Source organism: Chelativorans petroleitrophicus (genome assembly GCF_025398195.1).
In the GTDB taxonomy this organism is placed as follows: domain Bacteria; phylum Pseudomonadota; class Alphaproteobacteria; order Rhizobiales; family Rhizobiaceae; genus Chelativorans; species Chelativorans petroleitrophicus.
In genome coordinates this window covers 1-23877 of record NZ_JAODNV010000027.1, presented here as the reverse complement: position 1 = coordinate 23877, position 23877 = coordinate 1, and the positions used below count along the sequence as shown (strand labels likewise).

At 63.7% G+C, this 23877-nt stretch carries 14 protein-coding genes and 2 pseudogenes; 13 read left to right on the top strand and 3 right to left on the bottom strand.

Features of this window, described 5'->3' with window-relative positions; translation table 11 throughout:
- The first annotated feature begins 634 nt into the window (after positions 1 to 634).
- From NYR54_RS18075 to NYR54_RS18040, 8 genes are all read left to right on the top strand, one after another.
- The gene (locus NYR54_RS18075) at positions 635 to 3373 is read left to right on the top strand and encodes a winged helix-turn-helix domain-containing protein (RefSeq protein ID WP_261517123.1); all 2739 of its coding nucleotides are present in this window, start codon (positions 635 to 637) and stop codon (positions 3371 to 3373) included.
- 49 nt (positions 3374 to 3422) lie between these two features.
- Positions 3423 to 5111, top strand: a complete 1689-nt coding sequence (locus NYR54_RS18070) for a hydantoinase B/oxoprolinase family protein (protein WP_261517122.1) — start codon at positions 3423 to 3425, stop codon at positions 5109 to 5111.
- A complete protein-coding gene (locus NYR54_RS18065; protein WP_261517121.1) occupies positions 5108 to 7165 on the top strand; it encodes a hydantoinase/oxoprolinase family protein in 2058 nt (685 codons plus the stop codon). Before NYR54_RS18070 ends, NYR54_RS18065 begins: the two co-directional genes overlap by 4 nt.
- Before the next feature lies 1 nt (position 7166).
- Positions 7167 to 8249 carry an ABC transporter ATP-binding protein gene (locus tag NYR54_RS18060; RefSeq protein ID WP_261517120.1) on the top strand — a complete coding sequence of 361 codons (1083 nt, stop codon included), beginning with the start codon at positions 7167 to 7169 and terminating at the stop codon, positions 8247 to 8249.
- Positions 8250 to 8298: 49 nt separating this feature from the next.
- Positions 8299 to 9462 carry an ABC transporter substrate-binding protein gene (locus NYR54_RS18055; RefSeq protein ID WP_261517119.1) on the top strand — a complete coding sequence of 388 codons (1164 nt, stop codon included), beginning with the start codon at positions 8299 to 8301 and terminating at the stop codon, positions 9460 to 9462.
- A gap of 55 nt (positions 9463 to 9517) precedes the next feature.
- Positions 9518 to 10384, top strand: coding sequence for an ABC transporter permease (locus NYR54_RS18050; RefSeq protein ID WP_261517118.1), 867 nt, complete (start codon positions 9518 to 9520; stop codon positions 10382 to 10384).
- The gene (locus NYR54_RS18045) at positions 10381 to 11175 is read left to right on the top strand and encodes an ABC transporter permease (protein WP_261517117.1); all 795 of its coding nucleotides are present in this window, start codon (positions 10381 to 10383) and stop codon (positions 11173 to 11175) included. Before NYR54_RS18050 ends, NYR54_RS18045 begins: the two co-directional genes overlap by 4 nt.
- A gap of 66 nt (positions 11176 to 11241) precedes the next feature.
- Positions 11242 to 12396, top strand: a complete 1155-nt coding sequence (locus NYR54_RS18040) for a M20 aminoacylase family protein (RefSeq protein ID WP_261517116.1) — start codon at positions 11242 to 11244, stop codon at positions 12394 to 12396.
- A 139-nt stretch (positions 12397 to 12535) separates the two neighbouring features.
- On the opposite strand, the pseudogene NYR54_RS18035 reads toward NYR54_RS18040, so the two are convergent.
- Positions 12536 to 12793 (bottom strand): annotated as a pseudogene (locus NYR54_RS18035) (ATP-dependent helicase); the annotation flags it as partial.
- Positions 12785 to 13266, bottom strand: a pseudogene (locus NYR54_RS18030) (helix-turn-helix domain-containing protein); the annotation flags it as partial. The pseudogenes NYR54_RS18030 and NYR54_RS18035, both read right to left, overlap by 9 nt.
- A 193-nt stretch (positions 13267 to 13459) precedes the next feature.
- Between NYR54_RS18030 and NYR54_RS18025 the strand changes: the two are divergent.
- The 5 genes from NYR54_RS18025 (at position 13460) to NYR54_RS18005 (ending at position 23208) form a co-directional block, all read left to right on the top strand.
- The gene (locus tag NYR54_RS18025; protein WP_261517115.1) at positions 13460 to 16816 is read left to right on the top strand and encodes a right-handed parallel beta-helix repeat-containing protein; all 3357 of its coding nucleotides are present in this window, start codon (positions 13460 to 13462) and stop codon (positions 16814 to 16816) included.
- 9 nt (positions 16817 to 16825) lie between these two features.
- Positions 16826 to 20671 carry a hypothetical protein gene (locus tag NYR54_RS18020; RefSeq protein ID WP_261517114.1) on the top strand — a complete coding sequence of 1282 codons (3846 nt, stop codon included), beginning with the start codon at positions 16826 to 16828 and terminating at the stop codon, positions 20669 to 20671.
- Positions 20672 to 20785: 114 nt separating this feature from the next.
- Positions 20786 to 21334: a hypothetical protein gene (locus tag NYR54_RS18015; protein ID WP_261517113.1), complete on the top strand. Its 549-nt coding sequence runs from the start codon at positions 20786 to 20788 to the stop codon at positions 21332 to 21334.
- Between the two features lie 1190 nt (positions 21335 to 22524).
- Positions 22525 to 22962 carry a hypothetical protein gene (locus NYR54_RS18010; RefSeq protein WP_261517112.1) on the top strand — a complete coding sequence of 146 codons (438 nt, stop codon included), beginning with the start codon at positions 22525 to 22527 and terminating at the stop codon, positions 22960 to 22962.
- Between the two features lie 69 nt (positions 22963 to 23031).
- Positions 23032 to 23208 (top strand): hypothetical protein, encoded by a 177-nt coding sequence (locus NYR54_RS18005; RefSeq protein WP_261517111.1) that lies wholly within the window; start codon positions 23032 to 23034, stop codon positions 23206 to 23208.
- Positions 23209 to 23401: 193 nt separating this feature from the next.
- On the opposite strand, the gene NYR54_RS18000 is transcribed toward NYR54_RS18005, so the two are convergent.
- Positions 23402 to 23877, bottom strand: a 476-nt coding sequence (locus NYR54_RS18000; RefSeq protein WP_261517110.1) for an IS3 family transposase, incomplete at its 5' end; no start/stop codon positions are given.

Sequence of the window (23877 nt, the reverse complement as noted above, 5' to 3'; positions counted from 1 at the left end):
CCCGCCCCTCGCACCCGGCAGACATCTTCGGGCAAACTTTGCCTTCGCATCGAAACGAATAACGTCTTCAAAGTGGCCGAAATGTCCGCTTCGCGCCCCGTTCCTGCCGTTCAAGCAACTTTTGCCGATACCTGAAAGCGGTCCTTCTCATCTGGCGCGACCACGTAGAAACTGGGATTTGTGACTGGCGGGCGTCTGATCTCCACGATCCAGCTCCGGCAAGAACTAGAAAACCCCTCGCCGAGGGATTCACGCTGCACATGAAAGTGACGACGGCGAGGAGAGCGAATTGAAGTCTGGGCGTCGTTGCGCCGCCGGGATTGACACCGTGAGCTGGTTAGCGATGGGCGTGTAAATATCGATATCTGCGCCCGGCGCGCGATTCTGCGGAATGCACCAGCAGCCCCCGCACCGTTTCCGGCCAGAGCTCCGTCCGAGCAGCGATGACGCCCCTTTTGAGAAAACAGGCAAGGTTTGCCCGGATGCCCGAAACGAGCGCGCCTTCTCGCCCCCAATAAGGCCAAGGTGCTGGCGGCGACCCAATGAGTTCACGCCAAGCGATCTGCCAACCCCATTGCCCGAGCCCGCTCCGCGATGCCTTGCAACGAATGGGGCCAAGTTGCACAAGAGGGGAATGCTCGAGCCCAACCCATTTGAACCTCCTGCAGGCGGGCACCATATCGTCCCGCGCCGTGCATTGCTGGAATCGCTGGAGAAGGCGGGCCCAAGGCGACTGACCGTCATCCAGGCGCCGGCTGGCTATGGCAAGACGTCGCTCGGCGCGCAATGGTACGATGTCCTGCGCAGGAAAGGCTACCCGGTAACCTGGATAGCATTCGATCCCAAGCACCGGGAGCAGAGCCAATTCATACTGGCGATACTCGATGCCGTCATGCCGCTCACGCCCGAGGGCGGAGCGCTCGACGCGAGCAGCCTGGCCCCCTCCTCCCTGCTTGCGGTACTGAGAACACGGCTACGCAAGCTGGACCGGCCCGTCGTGCTGTTCCTCGACGACTATCACTTCGCGCAGAATGACGCGACCGAGAGCGTCTTAGCCAGGCTTCTGGCGGACCGCTCGCTCGCACACGTGAAATTTGTCCTGATGTCGCGGAGCATGCCGGGCTTCCCCATCTCCGCACTCCGGGTGAGCGGCGAACTGAGGCTGATCAACACGGACGACCTGGGATTTACCGACGAGGAAGCCGCCGAGTTCTTCGCCGGCAGTGGCGCGGGCCTTTCGGGGGAACAGGTCCGCAGCCTCAATCGTCGTACCGAAGGCTGGGCGGTCGCGCTGCAGATGGTTCGTTTGCTTGTCGACGACAAGGGTAGCGGCGATGCCATCCCTGCCTCCTATTCGGGCGCCAATACCGAGATGGGCGCTTATTTGTCGGAACAGGTGTTTTCCAATTTGCCGGCCTCGACGCAGCGCTTCCTCACGCTCACCGCATGCCTGCCGGCCTTCAGCCGCGAACTCGTCGAGGCGATTTTCCCCGGCGAAGAAATGGCGGTGGAATTTGCCCAGCTCGCCGGCCACGCCCTTCCGGTCACCCGGATCGCCGGTCGCGGCGAATGGCTGCGCTACCACCCGGTCTTCCACGCATTCCTGCAGGACGAGGCGACCCGGCGCAATCTGGACCAGAAGGAGCCGGTTCGTCGGGCCGCCCTGTGGCTGGAACAGGCTGGCGACAGCGAGGCCGCCATGCGCCACGCGCTCCTGTGCGACGACGTCGATCTGGCGGCACGCATTGTGGAGACCGCGGGCGGCTGGCGTCAGGTCTATTCGACCGGCCAGGGCCGGGCGGCAATCTTTCACGCCATCCTCTCGCGCGCCGCCGAGATCGACCTCTTGCGCTATCCCCTTACGACGCTAGGACTGGCGGTGGTGAGCGCCAAGGCCGGGCAGCTGCCCCTCGCCGACGAATATCTCGCAATTGCCGAGCACGCCGTCGCAGGCTGCAACGATGCAGACCTCCGGCGCGACCTGCGCGTGGTGCAGGTGTTGGTCGCCCTTTACACCGATCGCTGGGTGAGCTCCGCCGACCTCGCCGCACTCGAGAACGACCTCCTCGACATGCGCGACATGGAGATCGTCACGCGCGCCCTGGCGCTGAACATGCTATCCTACAACTACCTGATACGCAGCGACCTCGACCGCGCCACGCATTATGGTCGGCTGGCAATCCATGCCTTCCGCAGCGGCGGTGCCGAGTTCGGTGCGATGCACCTCCATACCCATGTCGGACAGGCGGCGTTCTTCAGCGGCGACTTTGTCGATGCGGGGACGTCCTACGATCGCCTCATCGAGGAAGCCCAGTCCAACATCGGCAAGGGAAGCGACCTCGATGCCGTCGGCCAGGTCCTGAAGGCCGAACTGAGATCGGTCCAAGGCGACATCGACGGCGCTGCAGAGATGCTCACCTGGGCGCTGCCACATCTTGAAAGGCACGACACCTGGTTCGACCTGCTCGCTGCGGGCTTCACGAGCCAGCAGCGCATCCATCGTATCCGGAAGGACGAAGTCGCCGCGCATGCGTCCATCGACCGGGCGCGTGCAACGGCCCAGCGGCGCGGCTTCGAGCGGCTGACGCGCCTCATCGACGGCGAGCGGGCTGCGCTGCTCCTCGCCAGCGGCGATGTCGAAGCAGCCGTCCGCTATGCTGAGGCGAACGGCTACGGCACGAAGGCGATCGATGCCGACCGCGCGAACAACCTCGCGACCCACCTTCGCGGTACGACGCCGGCGCTTCTGTGGGTCCGGCTCTTTCTTGCGCTGGGCGAGACCGCGCGGGCGCGCGCCACTTTCGACCAGCTGCGCATCCGCCAGGCGCAGAAGCCCCATATGCTGCGATCGATCGAACTGGCGCTTCTCGACATTCGCCTGATGCTCTCAGAGGGCGATACCTCGCGCGCCGCAGCCCGGCTTTCCGACCTGCTCTTGTCTACGCCGGTCGCAGACTGCCCGACGCTTGTCCGGATCGAAGGCAATGCCTTCCTTGTCGGCCTGAACAGGCTGGCAGGTTCTACGGCGTTTCCGGACGTCGTCAGGCAACGTCTGCAGGCATTGCTCGGTGACACGACGCCGGAAGAAGCGGAATCCGCGGCCGGACCAGCAAGCTGGCTGACCGACCGCGAGCGCGATGTCATCGAACTGCTCTGCACCGGTGTCAGCAACAAGGAGATCGGCCGCCGCCTGGCGCTCAGCGATAACACGGTGAAGTTCCACCTGCGCAACATCTACGCGAAGCTCAACGTGCACACGCGGACAGCCGCGGTCATGGCTGCTCGCGACCTCGTACTGAAGAACCCTACCCGTTCGGGTAGGGTTGCGCCGCTGGCGCACCCTACCCATCCGACCGGCTACCACTCGAAGTAACCGACTCATAGTCTGCTCCGGTCCGTTCCCAAGCCGGAGCTTAGCTGTCGTGACTACCGTATCCGTCGACCCGGTGACCCAGGAAATCATCGAGGGCAAGCTTATCGCGACCGTCGATGAAATGGGCATCGTGATGGCGCGCACGAGCATGAGCCCCGTCATCTACGAAGTGCTCGATTTTGCCTGCGGCCTCCTCACTTCCGAAGGCGAACTCGTGGCCCAGATGAACGGCATCACGCTGTTCACCGGAACGTTCGGGACCCAGGTGAAGGCGCTCATTGAGCGCTTCAAGGGCAATCTGGCGGATGGCGACATCCTGCTCACCAACGATCCCTATTCAGGCGGCACACACGCCTGCGACTTCGCCATCGTGAAGCCCATCTTCTTCGACGGGGCTATTCTCGGCTATGCCATCAATGTCGCCCACTATCTCGACGTCGGCGGGTCGGTCCCGGGCAGCCTTGCGCCGAATGCCGTGTCGGTGTTTCAGGAAGGGCTCCGCCTGCCGGGCGTGAAGATCGTTCGCTCGGACGTGTTCTCGGATGAGTTGCTGCACATCATCGGCGAGAACGTCCGTTTCCCGGAAATCGCCCTCGGAGACCTTACCGCCCAGGTGGCCACCGTGCGCGTTGCAGCCCGACGGATGACGGAACTGGCGACGAAGTATGGCGAGAAAATCGTACGGCAGGCCTTCGTCAACCTGCTCGACAGCAGCGAGCGGCAGAGCCGCGCCGCGATCGCCGCCCTGCCCGACGGCACCTACCACGCCGAAGACGTGATCGACGGCGACGGCGTGACCGAGGACCCGATCCGGGTGAAGGTCGCAGTCACCATCGCCGGCGACCGGATCATCGCCGATTTCAGCGGCAACCCACCGGCGGTGGCCGGCCCCATCAACTGTGCGCGCGGCGCCCTGCAATCGGCAACGCGCACCATCGTGAAGGCACTTGTCGCGCCGCAGGCGCCGTCGAACGAAGGCTGGTTCCGTCCGCTCGAAGTCGTTGCCGAGCCTGGCACGATCTTCACTGCGGAAAAGCCGTCGCCGACTGGCTGGTACTACGAAGGCTCGGTGCATGCTTCCGAACTCGTCTGGAAGGCGCTGGCGCCGCTGGTGCCGTCCCGCTTCTCGGCGGGTTCCTATTCCAGCCTCTGTGTCGTCTACCTGTCCGGCAAGGATCATTCCGGTGAGCCCTTTGTCCATATCGAGCCCCAGCATGGCGGCTGGGGCGCAAGCGAGGATCGCGACGGCGCCAACGCAGTGATCGCGCTGACCGATGGCGACACCTACAACTACTCCGTCGAAGCCATCGAGGCGCGCTTCCCGATCATCGTCAGGCAATACGCCCTCAACGTCGAAGGTGGCGTCGGTGCCGGCCGGCGGCGCGGCGGGTTCGGCGTCGTTCGCGACTACGAGATCCTGGGCGATGACGCTGTCGCCTATTGCAGCCTGGGTCGCACGAAGACGCTTCCCTGGGGCATGAATGGCGGCGCCGAGGGATCGCCCAATGTTGTGCAGATCATCTCCGACGGGGGCAATTCGGTCCGCAGCTACGGGCGCAACCCGCACATCCCGCTCAATCGCGGCGACGTGGTCCGCATCGTCACCGGCGGTGGTGGCGGTTGGGGCGACCCTGCCCAACGCGAACGCCATCTCGTCGAGGACGACGTGCTGAAGGGCCTGATCAGCAAGGAAGAAGCGTCACGCGTTTACGGCTTCGTGCCGGGGAGTGTAGAATGATCCGTCTTGCCACCGATGTCGGCGGAACCTTCACCGATCTCGTCGGCTACGACGAGCGGACGGGAGAAGTGTTCACGGCCAAGAGCCTGACGACGGTGAAGGACCAGTCCGAAGGCGTCCTCAACGCGATTGCGATGGCCGAAAAGAAGGACGGTCTGCGCAGCCGCGATGTCATCTTCTTTGCGCATGGCGGCACGACGGTGATCAATGCCATTACCGAGCGCAAGGGTGTACGCACCGCCCTCGTCACCACCGCCGGCTTCCGCGACGTGCTGGAGATCGGTCGAGGCAACAGGCCTGACCTCTACAACCTGCAGTTCCACAGCCCCGAGCCCTTCGTGCCTCGCAATCTGCGCTTCGAGATTGACGAGCGCATCGACGCCCGCGGCAATGTCATCCGGCCGCTCGACCTCTCCGGTCTGAAACCGATCGTCCAGAAGTGCCGCGAGTTCCAGGTCGAAGCCATCGCGGTACTGTTTCTGCACAGCTATGTGAACCCTGACCACGAAATCCAGTGCGCCCGCGCGCTGGCCGCCGCCCTTCCTCACGTGACGGTCTGCGCGAGTCACGAGGTGTCGCGCCAGTGGCGCGAATACGAGCGTACCAACACTGTCGTCCTCAATGCCTACGTGCAGCCGATCATCCAGCACTACTTTGCTCGGCTCGAGGAAGCTCTGGCACGGCAGGACCTGACCTGCCCGTATTATGCGATGCAGTCGAACGGCGGCATCTCGACCTTCGACCAGGCGACGCAAAGCCCGCTGACGCTGGTCGAATCGGGTCCAGCTGGCGGTGTTGCCGGCGCGGCCAGAATCGGACAGGTGATCGGCGCAACGGAGGTGCTGTCGCTCGACGTCGGCGGTACGACGGCGAAGTGCTCGCTCATCCACGAAGGCCGTCCGACGCTCAACAGCGAGTACAAGCTCGAACACACCCGCATCGAGCCCGGCTACCCGGTGCAGGTGCCGGTCGTCGACATCGTCGAAATCGGCTCCGGCGGCGGTTCGATCGCCCGGATCGACGAGCGCGGTGTCCTGAAAGTGGGACCGGAGAGCGCCGGTTCCGAGCCCGGCCCCGCCTGCTACGGCCGGGGCGGCGACCGCCCAACGCTGTCCGACGCGATCCTGACGATCGGCGTCTTCGATCCGGCGAATTTCGCCGGTGGCACGATGCAGCTGGACAAATCAAAGGCCATCGCCGCCATCGAGACGGTCGCCAAGCCACTGGGGCTCTCCGTCGAGGACGCCGCAATGGCGATCATCGAGATCGCCCATGCGAACATGATCAACGCGCTCAAGCTGGTGACAGTGCAGCGCGGACACGATCCTCGCGAGGCCGCGCTGGTCATCAGCGGCGGCGCTGGCCCGGCACTCGCGGCGCGGCTGGGCCGCGACCTCAACGTGAAGACCACGGTCGTGCCACCGCATCCGGGTATCTTTTCCGCTTGGGGCATGCTGGCGGCCGAGCCGCGTGCCGATTTCCGCGGTACCTGGTTCGCCGCGCTGTCCCCGGATGCCGTTGAAGAGCTGTCCAGGCGTTTCCGCCAGCTCGAGCAGGAGGCTGTCGCCTACTTCGCCAAGGGCGCGGACGCGGATATCCGGTTCACCTATAGGGTTGAGGCCCGCTACAAGGGCCAGGAACACGGCGTCTTCGCAACTTTCCAACACGGAGACACGCAGGAGACGTTTGGCGACCGCTTCCATGCGAGCCACGAACGTGCCTACACCTTCCGTCTGCCGGCCTCTCCCATCGAGATCACAGGACTTCACCTCGAGGCCGTGCTGAGCGGGCCGGTCATTGCCATGCCCAGGATCAGCGACGAGGACCGTTCCGTGGACGCGGCCTTGCGCGGCAATCGGGACGTCTATTTCGGCAGCAGCCTTGGCTGGTTGACCTGCCCGGTGTACGACCGCGGCAAGCTGCCACCGGCCGCGGTGATCGAGGGACCGCTGCTCGTCGAGGAGGCTACCACGACGACGCTGATTCTCGAACGGCAAGTCCTGGAGGTCACGGCCGAGGGCGTGTTGCTCATCCGGGAACAAACGGCAAGCTGACATGGCCATAGCGATCGGCATCGACAACGTCTCTCGCCATTTCGGCCCCCTACGGGCAGTTGACGGCGTCAGCCTCGACATCAAGGCCGGCGAATTCTTCACGCTGTTGGGATCGTCCGGTTGCGGCAAGAGCACATTGCTCAAGCTGATCGGCGGCTTCGACGCTCCGAGCGCCGGCCGCATCACCTTCGACGGCAAGGACATGGCGGGCATTCCGGCAAACCGGCGTCCCGTCAATACGGTATTCCAGGGGCTCGGCCTCTTCCCGCACATGACCGTGGCCCAGAATGTCGGCTACGGCCTTCGCCTGCGCGGGCTCCGTGGCAAGGTATTGGACGACAAGGTCGCCGAGGCGCTCGAGCTGGTCCAGCTCGCCGGCTTCGGTCCTCGGGACGTGAACCTCTTGTCCGGCGGCCAGCGCCAGCGCGTCGCCCTGGCGCGAGCGCTGGTGATGGAACCCGGCATCCTGCTACTCGACGAGCCGCTGACCGGCCTCGACGAAGGCCTCCGTCAGCAGATGCGCGACGAATTCGGGCGACTGCACAAGCGCACCGGAGCGACCTTCATCCTCGTCACGCACAACCAGGACGAGGCGCTCAGCCTCTCCGACCGCATCGCCGTGATGCATGCGGGGCGCATCGAGCAGGTCGACCAGCCGCAGCGCTTCTTCGATCAGCCGGCCAACGCATTCGTTGCCCGCTTTGTCGGCATCGAGGCGCTGCTCAGGCCGGAAACGGTGGAGCGGCATGGTGACGAGGGCATCGCCACGATCGCCGGCCAGAAGCTGCCTGTGAAACTCGCGACGACGGCCCAGTCCGGGTCGACGGTCATAGCCGTCCGTTCCGACCGCCTTGTCGTCGGCGACGGCGCGGCCCCCCTGCCGGGCGCAACGCTGACCGTCGTTGAAAGCGTGTTCCGAGGGCTGCATCGCGACGTGAAGCTGGCGTTCGCGGACGGCCAGACAATCGTGGTGGCCATTCCCGCCGACCGGGACATTCCTGCCGTCGGCGCGGCGATGAAGGTCGGCATGAAGCCGGGCGCGGCCATCGAAATCTCGAGTTCCGGGATGCCCGAGGCGGGTTAGCCGGAAAGGAACCGGCGTGCATGCCGGCAACTAATGAAGGGGAATGACGATGACGAAATGGAAAGTGCCAGACGCTCTGCGTAGCAATCTGCAGCGGCGTGATATGCTGAAACTCATGGGATCGGGTGCTGCAGCCATGGCAATGGGCGGGCTGCCGCGCATGGCAATGGCGCAGGATGCCACCATTGCGTTCTGGGCCACGGCAACGCTCGACATCGGCGACAAGTGGCAGCAGTTCGCTGAGCAGGAAGGCGTGATGCCTGAGTTCACCGACAACGGCAACGACGTCGGTCCCGTTGTGGCGCGCCTCGCGGCAGGCAACGCCAACGACCTCTTCGATCTGGGCGGCTTCCAGGGCGGCGCCGAGAGGGAGCTGGCTCGCCAGGGTCTGATCGCCCCTTGGGATGTCTCCAAGATCCCGAACTACGAAAGCGTGTGGCAGTGGGCGAAGGACATTCCCTACCTGACCCATGAAGGCAAGCAGTACGGCATCCCCACCGTCGTGAACGCGGATTCGATCATCTACCGCCCGGACAAGCTGGGTAAGGTCGACAGCTACGGCGTGATCTTCGATCCCAAGCTCAAGGGCCGCGTGGCGATGGAGGATGCCTGGATCAACAGCGCCGTCTTCGCCGCCATGTACCTGAAGGAGTCCGAGAATCAGCCGATCGGCGATCCCGGCAACCTGACCGAGGCCGAACTCGGCCTGGTCATGGAGTTCCTGATCAAGCACAAGAGGGACGGCCAGTTCCGCACCTTCTGGAACGGCTGGGAGCAGGGCGTCCAACTCGTCGCCGACGAGGAAGTCGACGCCATGACCGGTTGGGAGCCGATCGTCTACGAGGGCCGCAAGCGAGGCCTGCAGGTCGAATATGCCGCTCCAGTCGAGGGCTATGAAGGCTGGGGCAACAACGCGGTTCTGTTGAACGGCGCCGTCGAGCGCGGCATGGCAGACGTGGCGCACAAGTTCGTCAACGGCCTGCTTGGCGGCTTCTACGGCTGCGAACTCGGCAAGTCGCGCGGCTACATGGTGCCGACCGACAAGAACCTCGCCTATGCCGAGGAGCATCCCGACGAATACTCGCCGGAAGAGGTGAAGCTGCTTGCCGACCACGTGAAGGCGAAGTTCAGCGGCAAGGTGGCCTGGCAGAACTGCCGCCCCGACAACTTCCAGCTCTACGAGGAATGGTGGCAGAAGCTGCGCAACGCCTGATGAAACCTGTCCCGGCCGCGGAAAACGCCCGCGGCCGGCCTAGCGGAGCCGGCGCATGAAGGCGTCCCCGTCCACCATCTTCGGCCTGGTTTTCCTGCCTCTCGCCGCCATTCTCGTGCTGGGCCTGGCGCCGCTCGCGGTGGTGGTGGTGTGGAGCTTCTGGGCCTGGGATCCCTCGACCTACTGGATCAAGCCGGACTTCAGCCTCGCCGGCTACGCGGCAATCCTCGAAGCGGGGCGCTGGACGGTCATTCTGTCGACGCTGGTGAAGGCGCTGCTGGCCGCGCTCATCTGCCTCGTGATCGCCTACCCCACGGCCTATGCCGTGACCTTCCTCGCCAGCCGGCGGCTCGCCGTCGTGCTCCTGGCGCTGATGACGATCCCCTTCTTTACGTCCTACCTGATCCGTTCCTTCTCATGGCGGCTGGTCCTCGGCCGCACCGGCGTGGTCAATACCTTCCTGCAGGATGTCGGACTGACGTCGGCGCCGATAGACTGGCTGCTTTTCAGCGATTTCGCGGTGATGGTGGGGCTGGTGGCGTCCTATCTGCCGTTCGCGACCTTTCCGCTGGTGCTTGCCATGGGCCGCGTCGACAGCATCGTTCTGTCCGCCGCGCGCGACCTCGGCGCCGGCTTCTGGACGGTCTTGCGCACCATCCTGCTGCCTCTGACCCTTTCTGGCGTCTTCGCCGGTTTCCTCTTCGTGTTCGTCATGGTCGCCGGCTCGTCGACCGAAGTGCAGATGCTGGGAGGTGCGGGCGCCAGCATCGTGTCGGTGATGATCAACGACGTCATGCGCGTGGCCAACTATCCACTTGCCTTCGCCATCTCCACCATCGTGCTCGCCGTGATCTTGGGTCTCGTGCTGATCGGCAACTGGACCTTCGGCTTGGCCCGCCTCTTCGAGGACCGCGCCCAATGACACGCGACGAGCCCTTTGCACGTTTCGTCGTCTGGACGCTGACCCTCCTCGGCTTCGTCGCGATCTATGCGCCGCCCCTCTATCTGCTCGGCGTGTCGTTCAACCCTTCGCTGCAGCCTGGCCTGCCTTCTCCTTCGGAAGCGACGCTTCATTGGTACGCCGCGCTCGCCGGCGAGCGCGCGCTGCTTGCCGCGCTCTGGCATTCGCTGGTGATTGCGACCGGGACCGCCGTCGCCGCGACCCTGCTCTCGCTGCTCGCCGCCCTCGCCTATGTCGAACTGCATGCCCGGCGCGCGACCTGGTTCCTTGTCGTGGTACTGCCGATGTTCGTCCCTGGCGTCATCCAGGGTCTGGCCCTGTCCACAATCCTCACTCGAACCGGAATCAAGGCATCTGCCCTCACCGTTATGGCTGGGCACCTTCTATGGGCGATGCCTTTTGCCTTCATCGTCATCCTGACGAGCTTCGCCGCCGTACGCCGCTCCTTCCTGATGGCTGCGGCCGACCTCGGCGCCAGCCGCTGGCAGCAGTTTCGCGACGTCACCCTGCCGCTCATCACGCCTGGCCTGGTCAGCGCCTTCATCTTTTCCTTCCTGCTCTCGATCAACGAGTTCACGCGCGCATTCTACCTGGCCGGACGCCAGAACACGTTGCCGGTGGTGCTGTTCGGTAAGATGAATGCCGGCGCATCGCCCACAATCTACGCCATGTCGGGCGCGATTTTCCTGGTGTCCGTCCTCTGCGTTGGCGCCATCGCGGTTCGTGCCCTCCTCAGGAGGCCGCAACGATAGCGCCGCCCCGATTCGGCCTGTCCATAAGGCTGTAGCTTCCGTCCAACCCAGCGAGCCGACTGCATCATGAACGCCAGTGCACTGATCGATAGTTTCGTACCGGATCTGGTCGCGATCCGGCGTGACATCCACGCCCATCCGGAGCTCGGGTTCAAGGAGGAGCGCACATCGCGGATCGTCGCCGATCTGCTGCGGTCGTGGAACATCGAGGTCCACACAGGGATCGGCACGACAGGCGTCGTCGGTGTTCTCCACGGTTCGCGAGGCACCGGGCCGACGATCGGCCTGCGCGCGGACATGGATGCATTGCCGATCCCGGAGGAAAGCGGACTTCCCTACGCCTCCACCACCCCCGGCGTATTCCACGGCTGCGGCCACGACGGGCACACGACGATCCTGCTCGGCGTCGCCCGCTATCTCGCCCATACCCGCAATTTCAGCGGAACGGTTGTCTTCATCTTCCAGCCGGCCGAGGAAGGCCTCGGCGGCGCGCGGGCGATGATCGCAGATGGGCTTTTCAAGCGCTTCCCCTGCGACGAACTCTACGGCTTCCATAACTGGCCCGACCTCGACCTTGGCCAGATCACCGTCTTCCCGGGACCCATCATGGCCGGCGCCGACTTCTTCGACATCACGCTTCGCGGGACCGGCAGCCACGCAGCGATGCCGCATCGCTCGCGCGATCCCATCGTCGCCTCTGGTAGCCTGATCTCGAGCGTGCAGTCGATCGTCAGTCGCACCATCGATCCGACCGAAGCAGCGGTCGTTTCGATCACACGCATCCATGCCGGCTCGGCCTACAACGTCATCCCCGGGGAGGTGCGCCTGAGCGGCGGCATCCGATACTTCTCCCGCGCAGTCGGCATACAGGCTGGCGAGGAGCTCAGGAGGATCGCAGCGGGTTGCGCGCAGACCTTCGGCGTCGAGGCGGAGGTTGACATTCGCAACGTGTTCGATGTGACCGTCAACGACAAGAAAGCCGCCGAGACCGCCGCGCGTGCTGCGCGCGCGATCGTCGGCGAGGAACATGTCTCCACCACCCCCGCACCCTCGATGGGCAGCGACGATCTGGCCGACATGCTCGCCATCGTTCCCGGCGCCTACATCTTTCTCGGTCACAAGGGGACGATGCCCCTGCACCACCCGCGCTTCTGGTTCGACGACGACCTGATCCCGATCGGCGTGCGCCTGATCGCCCGCATCGTGGAAGACCGCCCCTAGGAAGGATTCCGCTTCGCGAGGGCCGCCGCTCGCCCGGATGGGCGCATTCCACCCGTCTGGAGGAGGGCCGTGTGCTTTCTCAACGGGGGAATAGCAAGAAGGTCGCCGAAGATCACCTTGACGGCCGCTGACTCTCGCACTACCGCCACACGCCGCGCATACGTGCTTTCAGATCCACGCGAACGGTCGGGTGTGGCGGCTGCCCGCCATGATCTGCCATTGGAGGCGGCCAGGAGATCTGTGAAAACCGCTCCAGCATGGCGTCCGTGATAAAGCGGGTGCGCGAGGCATAGACATGCTGGTCTCCCCTCGCCGTCTGACCGTGGACGAAGAAGCGCTGCGGTGTGATCAGGTGCAGGCTGTCCTTTGCCCGCGTCATCGCCACGTAGAGGAGCGCCATGTTGGTCTTGATCCAAGGTCTCGTCGATGAATACCAGCAGGGTCGGATCGAGGCGGGGCTGAAGGGCGCGCCAGCGCTGTCGTCGGCGGACGATGTCGGCGCGGGCCTGCTCAAGGGCGAACAGCGTCTTTTTTGAAGCGCAGCCCCTCGCGTCGCAGGAACCGCCACACCGTGTCGTGCGAGACCTTCACCCCGCGCGCCGCCAGTTCCCGCTTCAGCCCATGCAGCGTCAGGTGCGGCGTCTCATTGATCCGCTCAAGAATGAAGTCACGGTGCGGCTCCAGCCGCAACTTCAGGCGGCTGCCCATCCTGGCGGGCGCGACCGAACCGGTCGCCCGGTAGCGCTGCACCCACTTCACTGCCGACGACACGGCAACGCCGAAGCGAGCCGCCGCCGATCGGCAGCTTTCCCCGGCAAGGATCGCTCCCACAACCCCCTCGCGAAGATCATTGGAAAGAGGTGCTGTCATCCGGTGCTGGCCTCCTCTCCAGCCACCACCTGGAATCACAACGCAGCCCCAAAAGGAATCCACTCGATTCACAAATCGTCGGAAACGCTCTAAAATTGAAACCGGACCACCCTGTGGAGTAAGGCCACCCAGGCGAGGCTTGGCGACCTGAGACCGGAGGTCTCCCACTAGGTCACGCGAGGGGGGGGGGGACATGATGTTGATTTCCTGGCGCAATTCCATTCGGCTTGGACTTGCGGCCGCGAGCGTGATGCTGCTTGGCGGCGCGGCGGCTGCAGAGACGATCACGCTGCGAAACGGCGACAATCTGGCGGAAAAGGTCCTTGAGGCCGCAGACGGCGACGTGATCCGGCTCGAACCGGGCCGCTATGCCGGGCCGGTCGAAGTCGCCGGCAAGCGCATTGTCATTGAGGGCGCTCCCGGAGCGGTAATCGTGCCGGGTGAAGGCGAAGCCCTCATGGTGGTACGGGAAGGCGGACGCGTTGAACTCTCGGATCTTGCATTCGATTCGGGTTCGGATACGTCCAAGAGGGGGCTGCTCGCTGATGGCGGCTCTATCCGCTGCAGCGGCTGCCTGATCGAAGGCGCGTCGTTCCGGCAGGTACGTGTCTACAACGGCTCGCTTGAACTCGTCCGGTCCAGGATCACCGGCTCGAGTGAATATTTGGTCCTCGTGCAGCACAGCGACTCCAGCATCGAAGACACCGAGATCGACGCAGCGAAGGGCACGGCGCTGCACGTCGAACAAGCGAAGAAGGTCGATATCAGACACTCTCGAATTATCGGCACAGCGGGCACGAGGGTGCAGGGCGAGGCCGCGCAGATCCGGGTCGTCGACAGCGAGTTCGGTGCGCGGCAATACACCGCAATGTACCTCGAAATCGCCGGCAGCGCCGAGATCGAAAGGACCCGCTTCGACAGCAAAGGGCACGCGTTCGTCGCAAATCTCGAGGCCGGCACGACCATGCGGATGAGCGCCGTCGAAGCCCGCGGCTTGGATTGGGGTATCTATTTCGACCACTGGGGTGGGGAAAAGGTGTCCCATGTGACGCTCGACGACGTGCGCGTCGCTGCCGGCAAGGGGGTGGCCCTGCGCGCGGTCGACCGCATCGACCTCATCGGGAAGGATTCGATCTTCGTGTCCAGGCGCAATGCTGCCGTGATCGCAGACGGCAAGGATGTTCGGGTCCGGCTCGAAAAATCCGTCATGGCGGCCGAACGGGATCCGGTTCCGGTGCTGGTCGGCCAAAAGGAGTCGGGGAAGATCGAGGTTGTCGACTGTGTGATGTTTCCGGAAAAGAAGTTCGACCCCGGAGTGTTGCCGGACGATGACACGAGGCGCATGGCGCGGGCAATCACCGACGATGCCGCCCTTGCCGAGGAACTGAAGGCCGGATCCACCGAATTTCTGAACGGCGGAACGAGCGACCGGCTCGAGAGGGCGGCCGCGCGCGTGCGGGCAATGGCGCCAACGATCACCATGGTTTCGTTGGATATGACTGACGGCGCCGGAAGATCGCGGCCGGCGCCCTTCAACGTGGTCGGCGCAGACAGCCTCGAGGTCGTGGCCCAATCCGGAGATGGCGCGCCCGTCCCCGTTCCGGCAGGCCGCTATTTCGTCGAGTTCAGCGAAGATGCCGCCCTGGCGGCGGAGCTGGAGGTGAAGGGGGGCAGCGCAACGGCGCGGGTCGAGGTCCCCGAAGCTCTTTGGCTCGATGCCAATCTGACCGCGGATGAGCCCAGCCGCTTCACGCTTTTTCGTCCCATTGCCGCGGACAAGGTGCGGGAGGTCTTCCGCGCCAGCGTCATCCTTGATTACGCCCATCCGAACTACTACGCACGGACCTTCCGCCGCCCCGAGGCGACCGATGCGGACGTTGCGGCTGCCCTCGATGCAGCGCGGCGCCACATTTCGATAAGGATGGCGCTGGTGAGGCCGGACGCCGGAGGGGATGAGTTTGACCGCTTCACCGCATGGTGGACGGGCATCGAGAAAGCCCTTGAGATCCTGGCCAGTGCCGGAACGGCTGACGATGCGGCACGTATCGCTGCTATTGTCGATCCAGGGCACGCGCTCGGCGCCGAACGACCGCTCATCCATCTGGCCTATCTCGAACACAGGCTTGGGTTGCTGGCCAACGGCCGCGTCGCCGCCTTCGCCGATGGGCCCGATCCAAATATCGCGGTGGCGGCATTGGCGCTGCTCGACTTTTATGGCGTGGCAGGGGCGAAAGAGCGATTGTTCGCCCTGGCGTCCGACGAAAGGCGCTTCGCCGCTCTTTCAGCCAATGTCAGGGAGGACGTCGCACAGCGCCTGATCGGGCTCGACGATCCGCGCATTGCCGACATCGCCGCCGCTGCTCTGCGGCGCGCTTTGGAGGACAACGAGGCCGCCAGTCCGAACCCGGACCTTTACCATCGGTTTCTCGAACATCTGACGGTCTCCTTCGCAGCACATCTGATGGTCTTCGGAACCGTGGAGCAGAAGGCGAGCGTGGCAGAGGCTTTCAACCAGGGACTGGGGAACCTGAAATTCTCATTAGCAACCGTGCTGTCGAGCATTGCGGTCAATCCTAGGCCTTTTGTCGAGGAAAGCCAAAATGAATGGGGCACCATTACCGACCTCCACAGGACCAGTTGCGTGAACTGGCGGCTGCGCGGCGCGGCGGAGTTCGCACCGCTTTACGACATGATGGTGGACGCCTATGCCCAGTCGCGGAAGGAGTACCGGGTCCGGAATTCCAAGTCCTACGTCAATGAACGTCAGGCCTATGCCAGCGCTGCCGCTTATGCCCGGTTCAGGCTTTCAGGTTGCCGCCCGAGCCGGGAAGCCGCCAGCGCCTACTACAACGGCCAAATGAAGAACGAACCGCCCGGCGACTGGTTTGCGGTCTATTCGACAGTGGAGGAGCTTAAGGAAGTACTTCGCGAAAGCTTCTACCACACGCCGCTTGAGGCCGCACCAGTGGATGTGGCGGTTGCCGCCTGGCGACAGTTCGATCACGTGTTCTGGACGTCGTTCCGTGACGAACTCATCGCGATGTTCCGGGCCTTCACCAAGGCGGGCGATAGTGCGATCAACAGTGTCGTGGACGACGGTGTGGAGCGACGCGTCTACGTGCTGCGCCGTGTCCTGCCGGAAGAAGCCTATACGGGCGCGATCAACGGGCATCTCGAAGTGCGCCCGATTGCTGAAGACGGCAAGCTCGAGATCGGCGTGCGTCTCACGCAGGCTGCATGGTACAACAGTTTCGGTGGCCTCGCCGACATGATCGCCACCGGCGGCGACCGCAACCACTGGGCTCATCATGCCTATGTGGTGGACGGGCGCAAGCTGATCGAGCGCATCGAGCTTTTCCGGGACGGGCAGAGCATCTCCCTCACGGAAAAGGAAGCTCCTGACGCGGAAGGCTACTTCCGGTTTTCCACCGGGCTTGCCGCCGACGATCTGTCCGGCCTGGTTCTCGACGTGGACCTCGCGCTCTTCGACGATCGCCGCTCCTTCCAGTTCGATCTCTTCGCCAGCCGCCTCGCACGGGGCGTGCAATAGGGGGCAGCCATGAAGAAATCACCGCTTCTCGGTTCCGTTGCGCTGATCGCCTTGACCCTGCCTACCATGGCACAGGACAGGCTCTGTCGGGGTGAGCCGACAGAAGTCATCTTCTCATATTACGAAGATTCGCCTCAGCCCAAGGTCGAATGCAGAGGCGGAATCGTCGGCGCCATGGACTGCGTCGCCGACAAGATCGCCAATGCAGGCGACGCAGGTTGGATCGGTGCGACCTACAAGGTCAGGGTAACGCCCGTCGTGGAAGAGTTGCCGGACGGGTCCATGCGGGTGAAGCTTGAACTCGACAAGCCGGAATTCAGGAGCGATCCCGGCCTTCCAGCAGAAGCGCGTACGCGCGCCATTCGCGAGAGCCGCTTGATGGAAGCCAGGCTGAAGGGCTTCGAGGCAATCGTACCGCCGGCCGGCTCAGCTCCGGCCCCTGCGGAGGCGGCCGCAACCGCCGCGGATGCGCCGGACGCCAACGAGGGAGGGCTGCTCAACGTAAATCTCTTGCCCTTTGCCCCCGACCGGCCGCAGCCCAGCGAGACCATGGTCGCAAGCAAGAAGCTCCTTGATGCGATTCGCAAGCGCGAGGGCGGACCCAGGGAGGAAAAGAGCGGCGCCGGGTCCGAAGAAGCCGGAGGCTCGCTGTCGTCCATTCCGGTGCCCCTTGCAGATAACGGGTTGTTGGCTGCCGAAGGGCCGGCAAACCTGACGCTGTGCAACCCGGCGGGGACTGGAAGCGCCGAATTGCCCGAAGGGCTCGATTTCCAGATCCTGCCCGGTGACGAGCCGGGTGAATGGTTCCTCCGCTGGCGGCTGCCGGACGGCAGTGTGGCCGAAAGCGCGCTGGCCGAGATCATCGACCCGGAAACCGGCGCGACAACCATTCTGGAAGCCAATCCATTTGGAGATATACGCGAAAGCACGCTCTGGCCGGACGGCACATTAACGACGGACCGATTCTGGCCGGAAGGCGATCAGAGCACCACCACCTTCTCGCCAGACGGAACGCTGGACCATATTGTGCGCGAGCCCGACGGCAGTTTCACGCATCAGACGGTCGAGCCGGACGGCTCGATCGTGACTGAGCGTCGAGATGCGGAAGGGAAACTGATCGAAACCGTGACGCAGAGGCCTAACGGGTGGGTGGAGCGGGTCACCGGCGCCGGCAATTTTTCGGCCACGCTTGCCGATGAAGAAGGCACCATCGTCGTCGAAACCGACCGCTCCGGCAATAGACTGATTGCCCGTTTCGACAAGCATGGCAATCTGGTCGAACATCAGGGCCATGTGCCGTTTCCCTATGAGCCGGGCCGATACTATTTCGAGAAGGTGATCGGCGGCACGGATTGGGACCAGCTACCGGAGCATATGAAGCGTCGCTTCGCAAATTCCGAGCGCGACGTCGACGAAATGCTCCTGAACTGGGCGCAGCGCGATGCGGCCGCCGCACAGGAACGGCGCAAGGCGGCCGAGCGCGAAGCGGCAGATGCCGCTGCCTGGGCCGAGACCGAGCGCAAGCTTGCGGACATCGCGGCAGAGCAGGAAGAAGCCGACCGGCGTGCTGCCGAGCGCCAGGCAAAGTGGGAAAGACAGCAGGCCATCGAGGCCTCGCGAGAGAAGGCGCGCGACCTGCAACGGCAATATGACGAGGCTGCGGCGCGCGGCGACAAGGAAGCCATGCAGCGCATCATAGCCGAGCAGGAGGAGCATCACGAAAAGTCGCACGAGCTGCTCATGCCGACAGAGGAAGAGGCGCGCGCCATGGACGAGCTGGCGGCGTTGCGCCAGCAGCTTTCCGACGAGATACGGGTAAAGGCTGCCAAGCGCGCGGAAGCCGAAATCGCAGGAGCGCTCAAGGGAATGGACAGGTGGGATGCATTTACCGGGCCGGGGCAGTATCTGTCTATTGGAGCGGATATGCAGCATCAGACCAGCGCCGCCACGCGGGTGGCCCTGGGCGAACGCGCCGAGGCGCGCGCGCGCCAGGCCGTGATCGACGAAATGCTGAACGACCCGTCAATCTCCGACGCCAAGCGCGCCATGCTGCTGGATTTGAGGGAAATATCCCAGGTGAAGGAAGAGGGCGCCAGCCGGCTGCTGATGGATAACGCCCGCCTTGCAGCGGCAGGCTATGCGGCGGACGTGGCGACGGCAATTACGGGCGCCAAGCTTGTCTCAGGACTTACGACGGCCACCAATATCCTCGCGAGACAGGCCGCCGGAACGGCGCTGCGCGTGCTGCCGCGGGAAGCAGGCCGCAAGGCGGCCAGGGAATTCCTCGGCGTCGGCAAGACACTTACTGAACGTGGCATTCTTGAAGTAGCAGGGAAGGCAACGACCGGAGCGGCTGCGGGATTGACGCGCGTTGCGGTTGGCAAGGAAGCGAGCGAGACCGTCGCCCGTGCGCTCGGAACCGATGTCGGAACCCCGATCCTTGACGCGCTCAGCCGGGGTTCGAAATATGTTACCGACAATGCGGCGGTGGAGGTCGTGACGGAAGGGCTAAGCCGGGCCAGGGATGCCGTCGCATCGGGCGCTGGTGCGCTGGCAAGCCGAATCCGGCAAGGCATCGGTCAGGGGGCTGTCTCCAACAGTGCTGCAACCGCAGCCGGACGGGAGGCCAGCGGTGCGACGGTCGCGCGGGTCGCCGCACCACACCCGGCGGACGCCCTGCCGCCGCCCGTGAGCGGTCCGCAGACAGCAAGGCGTGCCGCTACGCTTGGCGACGACGCCGCGCGCGGCCGCGCCGATTGGGCACGTACGCCGCAGCAGGCCCGCGCGCAGGTAGTCGACGACATGCTGAGGAACATCGAGCAGGAGGCCGCTTCGGGGAATCCCACAGCGCGTCAGGTGCATAAGGAACTGCAGGAAGGCTCGCTAACGGTCGAACTCGATCCCGCAGCGGCGCAGCCGCACAGTTTGCTGGAGAACGGTCGTGTCATCCTCGACCCGACCGACGGAAGCAGATTGCGCTCGGGCAAGGAACTGGCCGAGCTCGCAGTCCAGTCCCGTGCTCCCCGACCAGATTCACGGATCGTGGTAGACGAGCTGTCGCCTGATGATCTGGCGCGAATGGGCGACGGTCCTGCAATCCAGCCGGGCGTGAACGACCCTACGGTCAGGATACCGCCGCCGGGCGTGAACGACCCCACGGTCAGGATACCGCCGCCGGGCGTGAACGACCCCACGGTCAGGATACCACCGCCGGGCGTGAACGACCCCACGGTCAGGATACCACCGCCGGGCGTGAACGACCCCACGGTCAGGATACCGCCGCCGGGCGTGAACGACCCCACGGTCAGGATACCGCCGCCCGCGAGCGAAAGCGTCGTTCCGGTTCCATCTGTGGTGCCGGAGCATTTGCGCCTGGCCCATTTGCCCAGCGCCCTGCGTGAGACCGAAGAACGTGCGTGGGAAGGATTATACCGCGGAGACCTCTCCGCCTCGAGGACGAACCTGCGCGAACTGGCGACCGTTGACTACTTGTATAAACTGCTGAAGCCTGCGGAACGACAACTCGCAGAAGAAGCTGCGCGGCGCATGCGAGCGTTGGGAGTGGACAATCTCGAGGCGCACTCCTATGCGGGCCTCTTCGCCGGTCGAACTGAAATAACGATGCTTCCGAGTGGGGAAGTAATCAGGGAGCCATTAGACGTGGTCACCCTTGCTGCGGAAGGACTTGCCAATTATAGAACGCGAGCAGTCTCGATCGAAGAGTTTGCGCGCGTCAACGGCATCACTGTATCCGAGGCACGTAGCGTGTTCAAACGCATAGCCAAAAGGGTATCGAAAGATTTTTCCGAAGGTGGCGTACCTGCGCGGCCCGTTGTGCCAGGAAATGGAAACTGACCTGTTGCATGACGCGATCTGGCGAATTGGCCGACTTTCCGACGATCGGCATGGAGCCGATTGCAAAGCGTGTGCGAGCATGAACTTTGCCGCGGTTGGCAGCATTTCTCTCATGTGCGCGCCCGCGCCGATTGGGCGCGTACGCCGCAGCAGGCCCGCGCGAAGGTAGCCGACGACATGACACGGGCGGAAAGCTTCTCCGTCGGCGACAGTGTCGGGCCGGTACTGTATCTGCCGGACGGAAGACTCTGGGTCGGATATATGGACCAGGCGATTTTCGGGGATGACCCGCCCGGGCATCCCGCGCGGTCGGACCTCGCCGGTCTTGCGATCGACGATCGGCACCTTCTTTCCGGAATAGTCGACGAAGACCTTGTCGCCGGCGGCGTGTTCCTGGCGCATCGTCGGCGACAGGCGTTGCTCGAAACCGCGAAACAGTTCGCAGAAGCGGCTATAGCCGTAACCGTCGGGATGGACGCTGCGGTATTCCTCCCAGAGGATCAGAAGCGTCACGCCCGGCTTCTTCAGCTCGATCGAAAGCTCAGCCCATTCAGGCTCCTGCCTTCGCCGCTGGCCCTGCTTGACCCCGGCGCGGGCGAAAAGACGATGTTCGAGCGCATCGTCGGTCAGCTCGCCGGGCAAGGGCCAGGCCAAGCCCGCTAGCGCCGCCCGCTTCAGATTGTCCTGCACGGTGCTGCGCGCAACGCCGAGCACCACCGCAATCTCGCGGCTACTTGTTCCGCTTCCGGCAAGCCGGAGCATCTGTCGTAATTGTCTCATGGTCAGCCTTCTCTTCGCCGGCATCAAAATCTCCTCGTGTACCGGGAGGCTTGATGCCAAAGTTGCTGACCCAGGGGGTATCGTTAGAGCCGAAAAACGGCCGACAATTGATTGGAATCGTGGCCGGCTTCAAATCGGAACGGTGGCCGGTAATTGATCGGAATGCCGGCCGGCTTCAGCTCGGAATCCGCACTCAGTCGCACCCGATCAGGCTGTGCAACCCCGACCAGCTACGCCTGATCGGGTGCTCACTGCCGTGCCTCTATCACATTGAGGGGGTCCCTTTTGGAAGAAAAAACAGGGTCCCGATTCTGTGGTTATTGACACACAAAGCAAGCGCTGGCGGTGGCCTGAGGACAGAACGTCCCTGAGGAGTACTGTCCGCAAGTACGGGCCCGTAGCTCATCTTTGGGCTGCAGCTACAGGTTAATTCTCTAAGCTGGGCGAGGATGCAGAGTCGATCCGAGACCCCAGTGGGCTCTCGATGCTGCGAGTTATGGGCCTAGACCGGTTCTTGAGCAGGGCACAGGGTTACCTCAAGGCAGCGATTGAAGCCGGCCTCTACGATGAGGACAGCCTGGTGCCGCTCGATCGCGTGTGGACTTTGCCTCCGCAGGTCGAGGCAACCCCGCCAGATCTCTCCCGTCCGGACAAGTTCATCGAGCTGGACTATGAAAGGCTGATTGAGGAATACGTGGACCACGACGATCCCACGAGGCCTTCCAAGGCAAGCCGTCAGCGAGCCGTTGGTCTACGTCTTTACGAACCTCCAACAGTGTCGCCTCCACCGCAGCCAAAGGAGGCAGAAACCAAGGTACAGCCTGTTAGGTTTCGGCGGTTTCTGCCACCCAGGCAGGTGACCCAGAACCAAAAGATGTAACCTGCTGCCGCTTCTGGCTTCCAGATCCTCAAAGGGGTGCATCCTGCACAGAGTGCACTGCACAGAGGGCTGTCAGAACGTCGCTTTTGCCGACATTAGCCCTCGTAGCTTCCGAGGGGGGTGACTGGCCAGTCACCCTACGAGGCTAGCGGATTTTCGGATACGGGGCGCTCCACGAACGAAGGAGCGTCCCATGACAAACGAGCGCCTGAGCTACCTTCCCCAGTACCAGAACCTCTACTGGCTTATCGGGCGGCTTGCTGGGAGCCCGCGTGCGCGGCTGGTGCCGCTGACCGAGTCCGGAATGGATTCGGTGATCGAGTGCTTGTGGGCTGAGTTAGAAGCCAACGCCCACCGGCTTCCCCTGTACCAGCAGGAACTCTTGCAGGAAACGATCACGCTTCTGCAGGCCGATGCCCTCGATCCGGAGCGCACAAAGGATCTCGCGGTGAACCTCGTAGCGCTTCACGGGTTTGCGGAGCACGGTATCCCGATCTTTTGCGACTTCGGCGAGTTCGCAAGGGGCGTGGAAATCGACCGTAGTGCCAACAAGACCACGGTAAGGTTCCTGCGTGTTCCTGTCTCTGAAGTGGGCAGGATGATCGGCGCCGAGTTGGACGCCTTGCACTGAGTTCCGGGGAACGGTGACCGAAAATCAGGCATGACGAATGTGAGTTTCAGAAAGGCGAGGATCGCAACCATGACGAAGAAGATCATCAACTCGGAACTCAAGGATGCCGCTCCGGTGGAGTTGCCCTTTATGCCAGATGCCCGAAGTACTCGGCTATCTCAGCGAGAACGTGAACTGGAAAATGATCGGTTCATGGGACGCATCGGACAAAACCGGGGTTGGTCATTATTTAAGTCAGTACGCTAAGATCGTTCATCTGCGGATAGGCACGATTATCACACACGGAACCGACTGCGGGATCGATGGTGAGATCACTTTTGAAAGTGGGCAGCAGGCTGCATTTTGCCACGTGTTAATATTTACCGGCGGCGCAAGGACTGAGGTGGTCCCGCCTGATGAGACAGTTTGGCGGGTTGGCTAAGGTGGATCGGGTTGGTTTTTACGCCGCTAGTTTCTCCATCATTTCGGTCGTAGCATAGACCTCGTCGGGTGTCCTGCCGCCGAAGGTTGAGTGCGGGCGTCGCCGGTTGTAATAGTCGATCCAGGAACCGATGCCGCGGCGGGCTTCGCTGCCCGTCTCGAATGCGCTGAGGAAGACGCACTCGTATTTGAGGCTGCGCCATAGCCGCTCGATGAAGACGTTGTCGATCCAGCGGCCGCGCCCATCCATGGAGATGCGGATGCCGGCACCCTTCAGCGTGGTGGTGAAGGCGAAGCTGGTGAACTGCGAGCACTGGTCGGTGTTGAAGATGTCGGGCCTGCCGTGCCGGGCGATCGCCTCTTCGAGGGCAGCGACGCAGAAGTCGGCATCCATGGTGTTCGACAGCCGCCAGGCCAGAACCTTGCGACTGAACCAGTCCATGATAGCGACGAGGTAGAGGAAGCCGCGCCGCATCGGAATGTAGGTCACGTCAG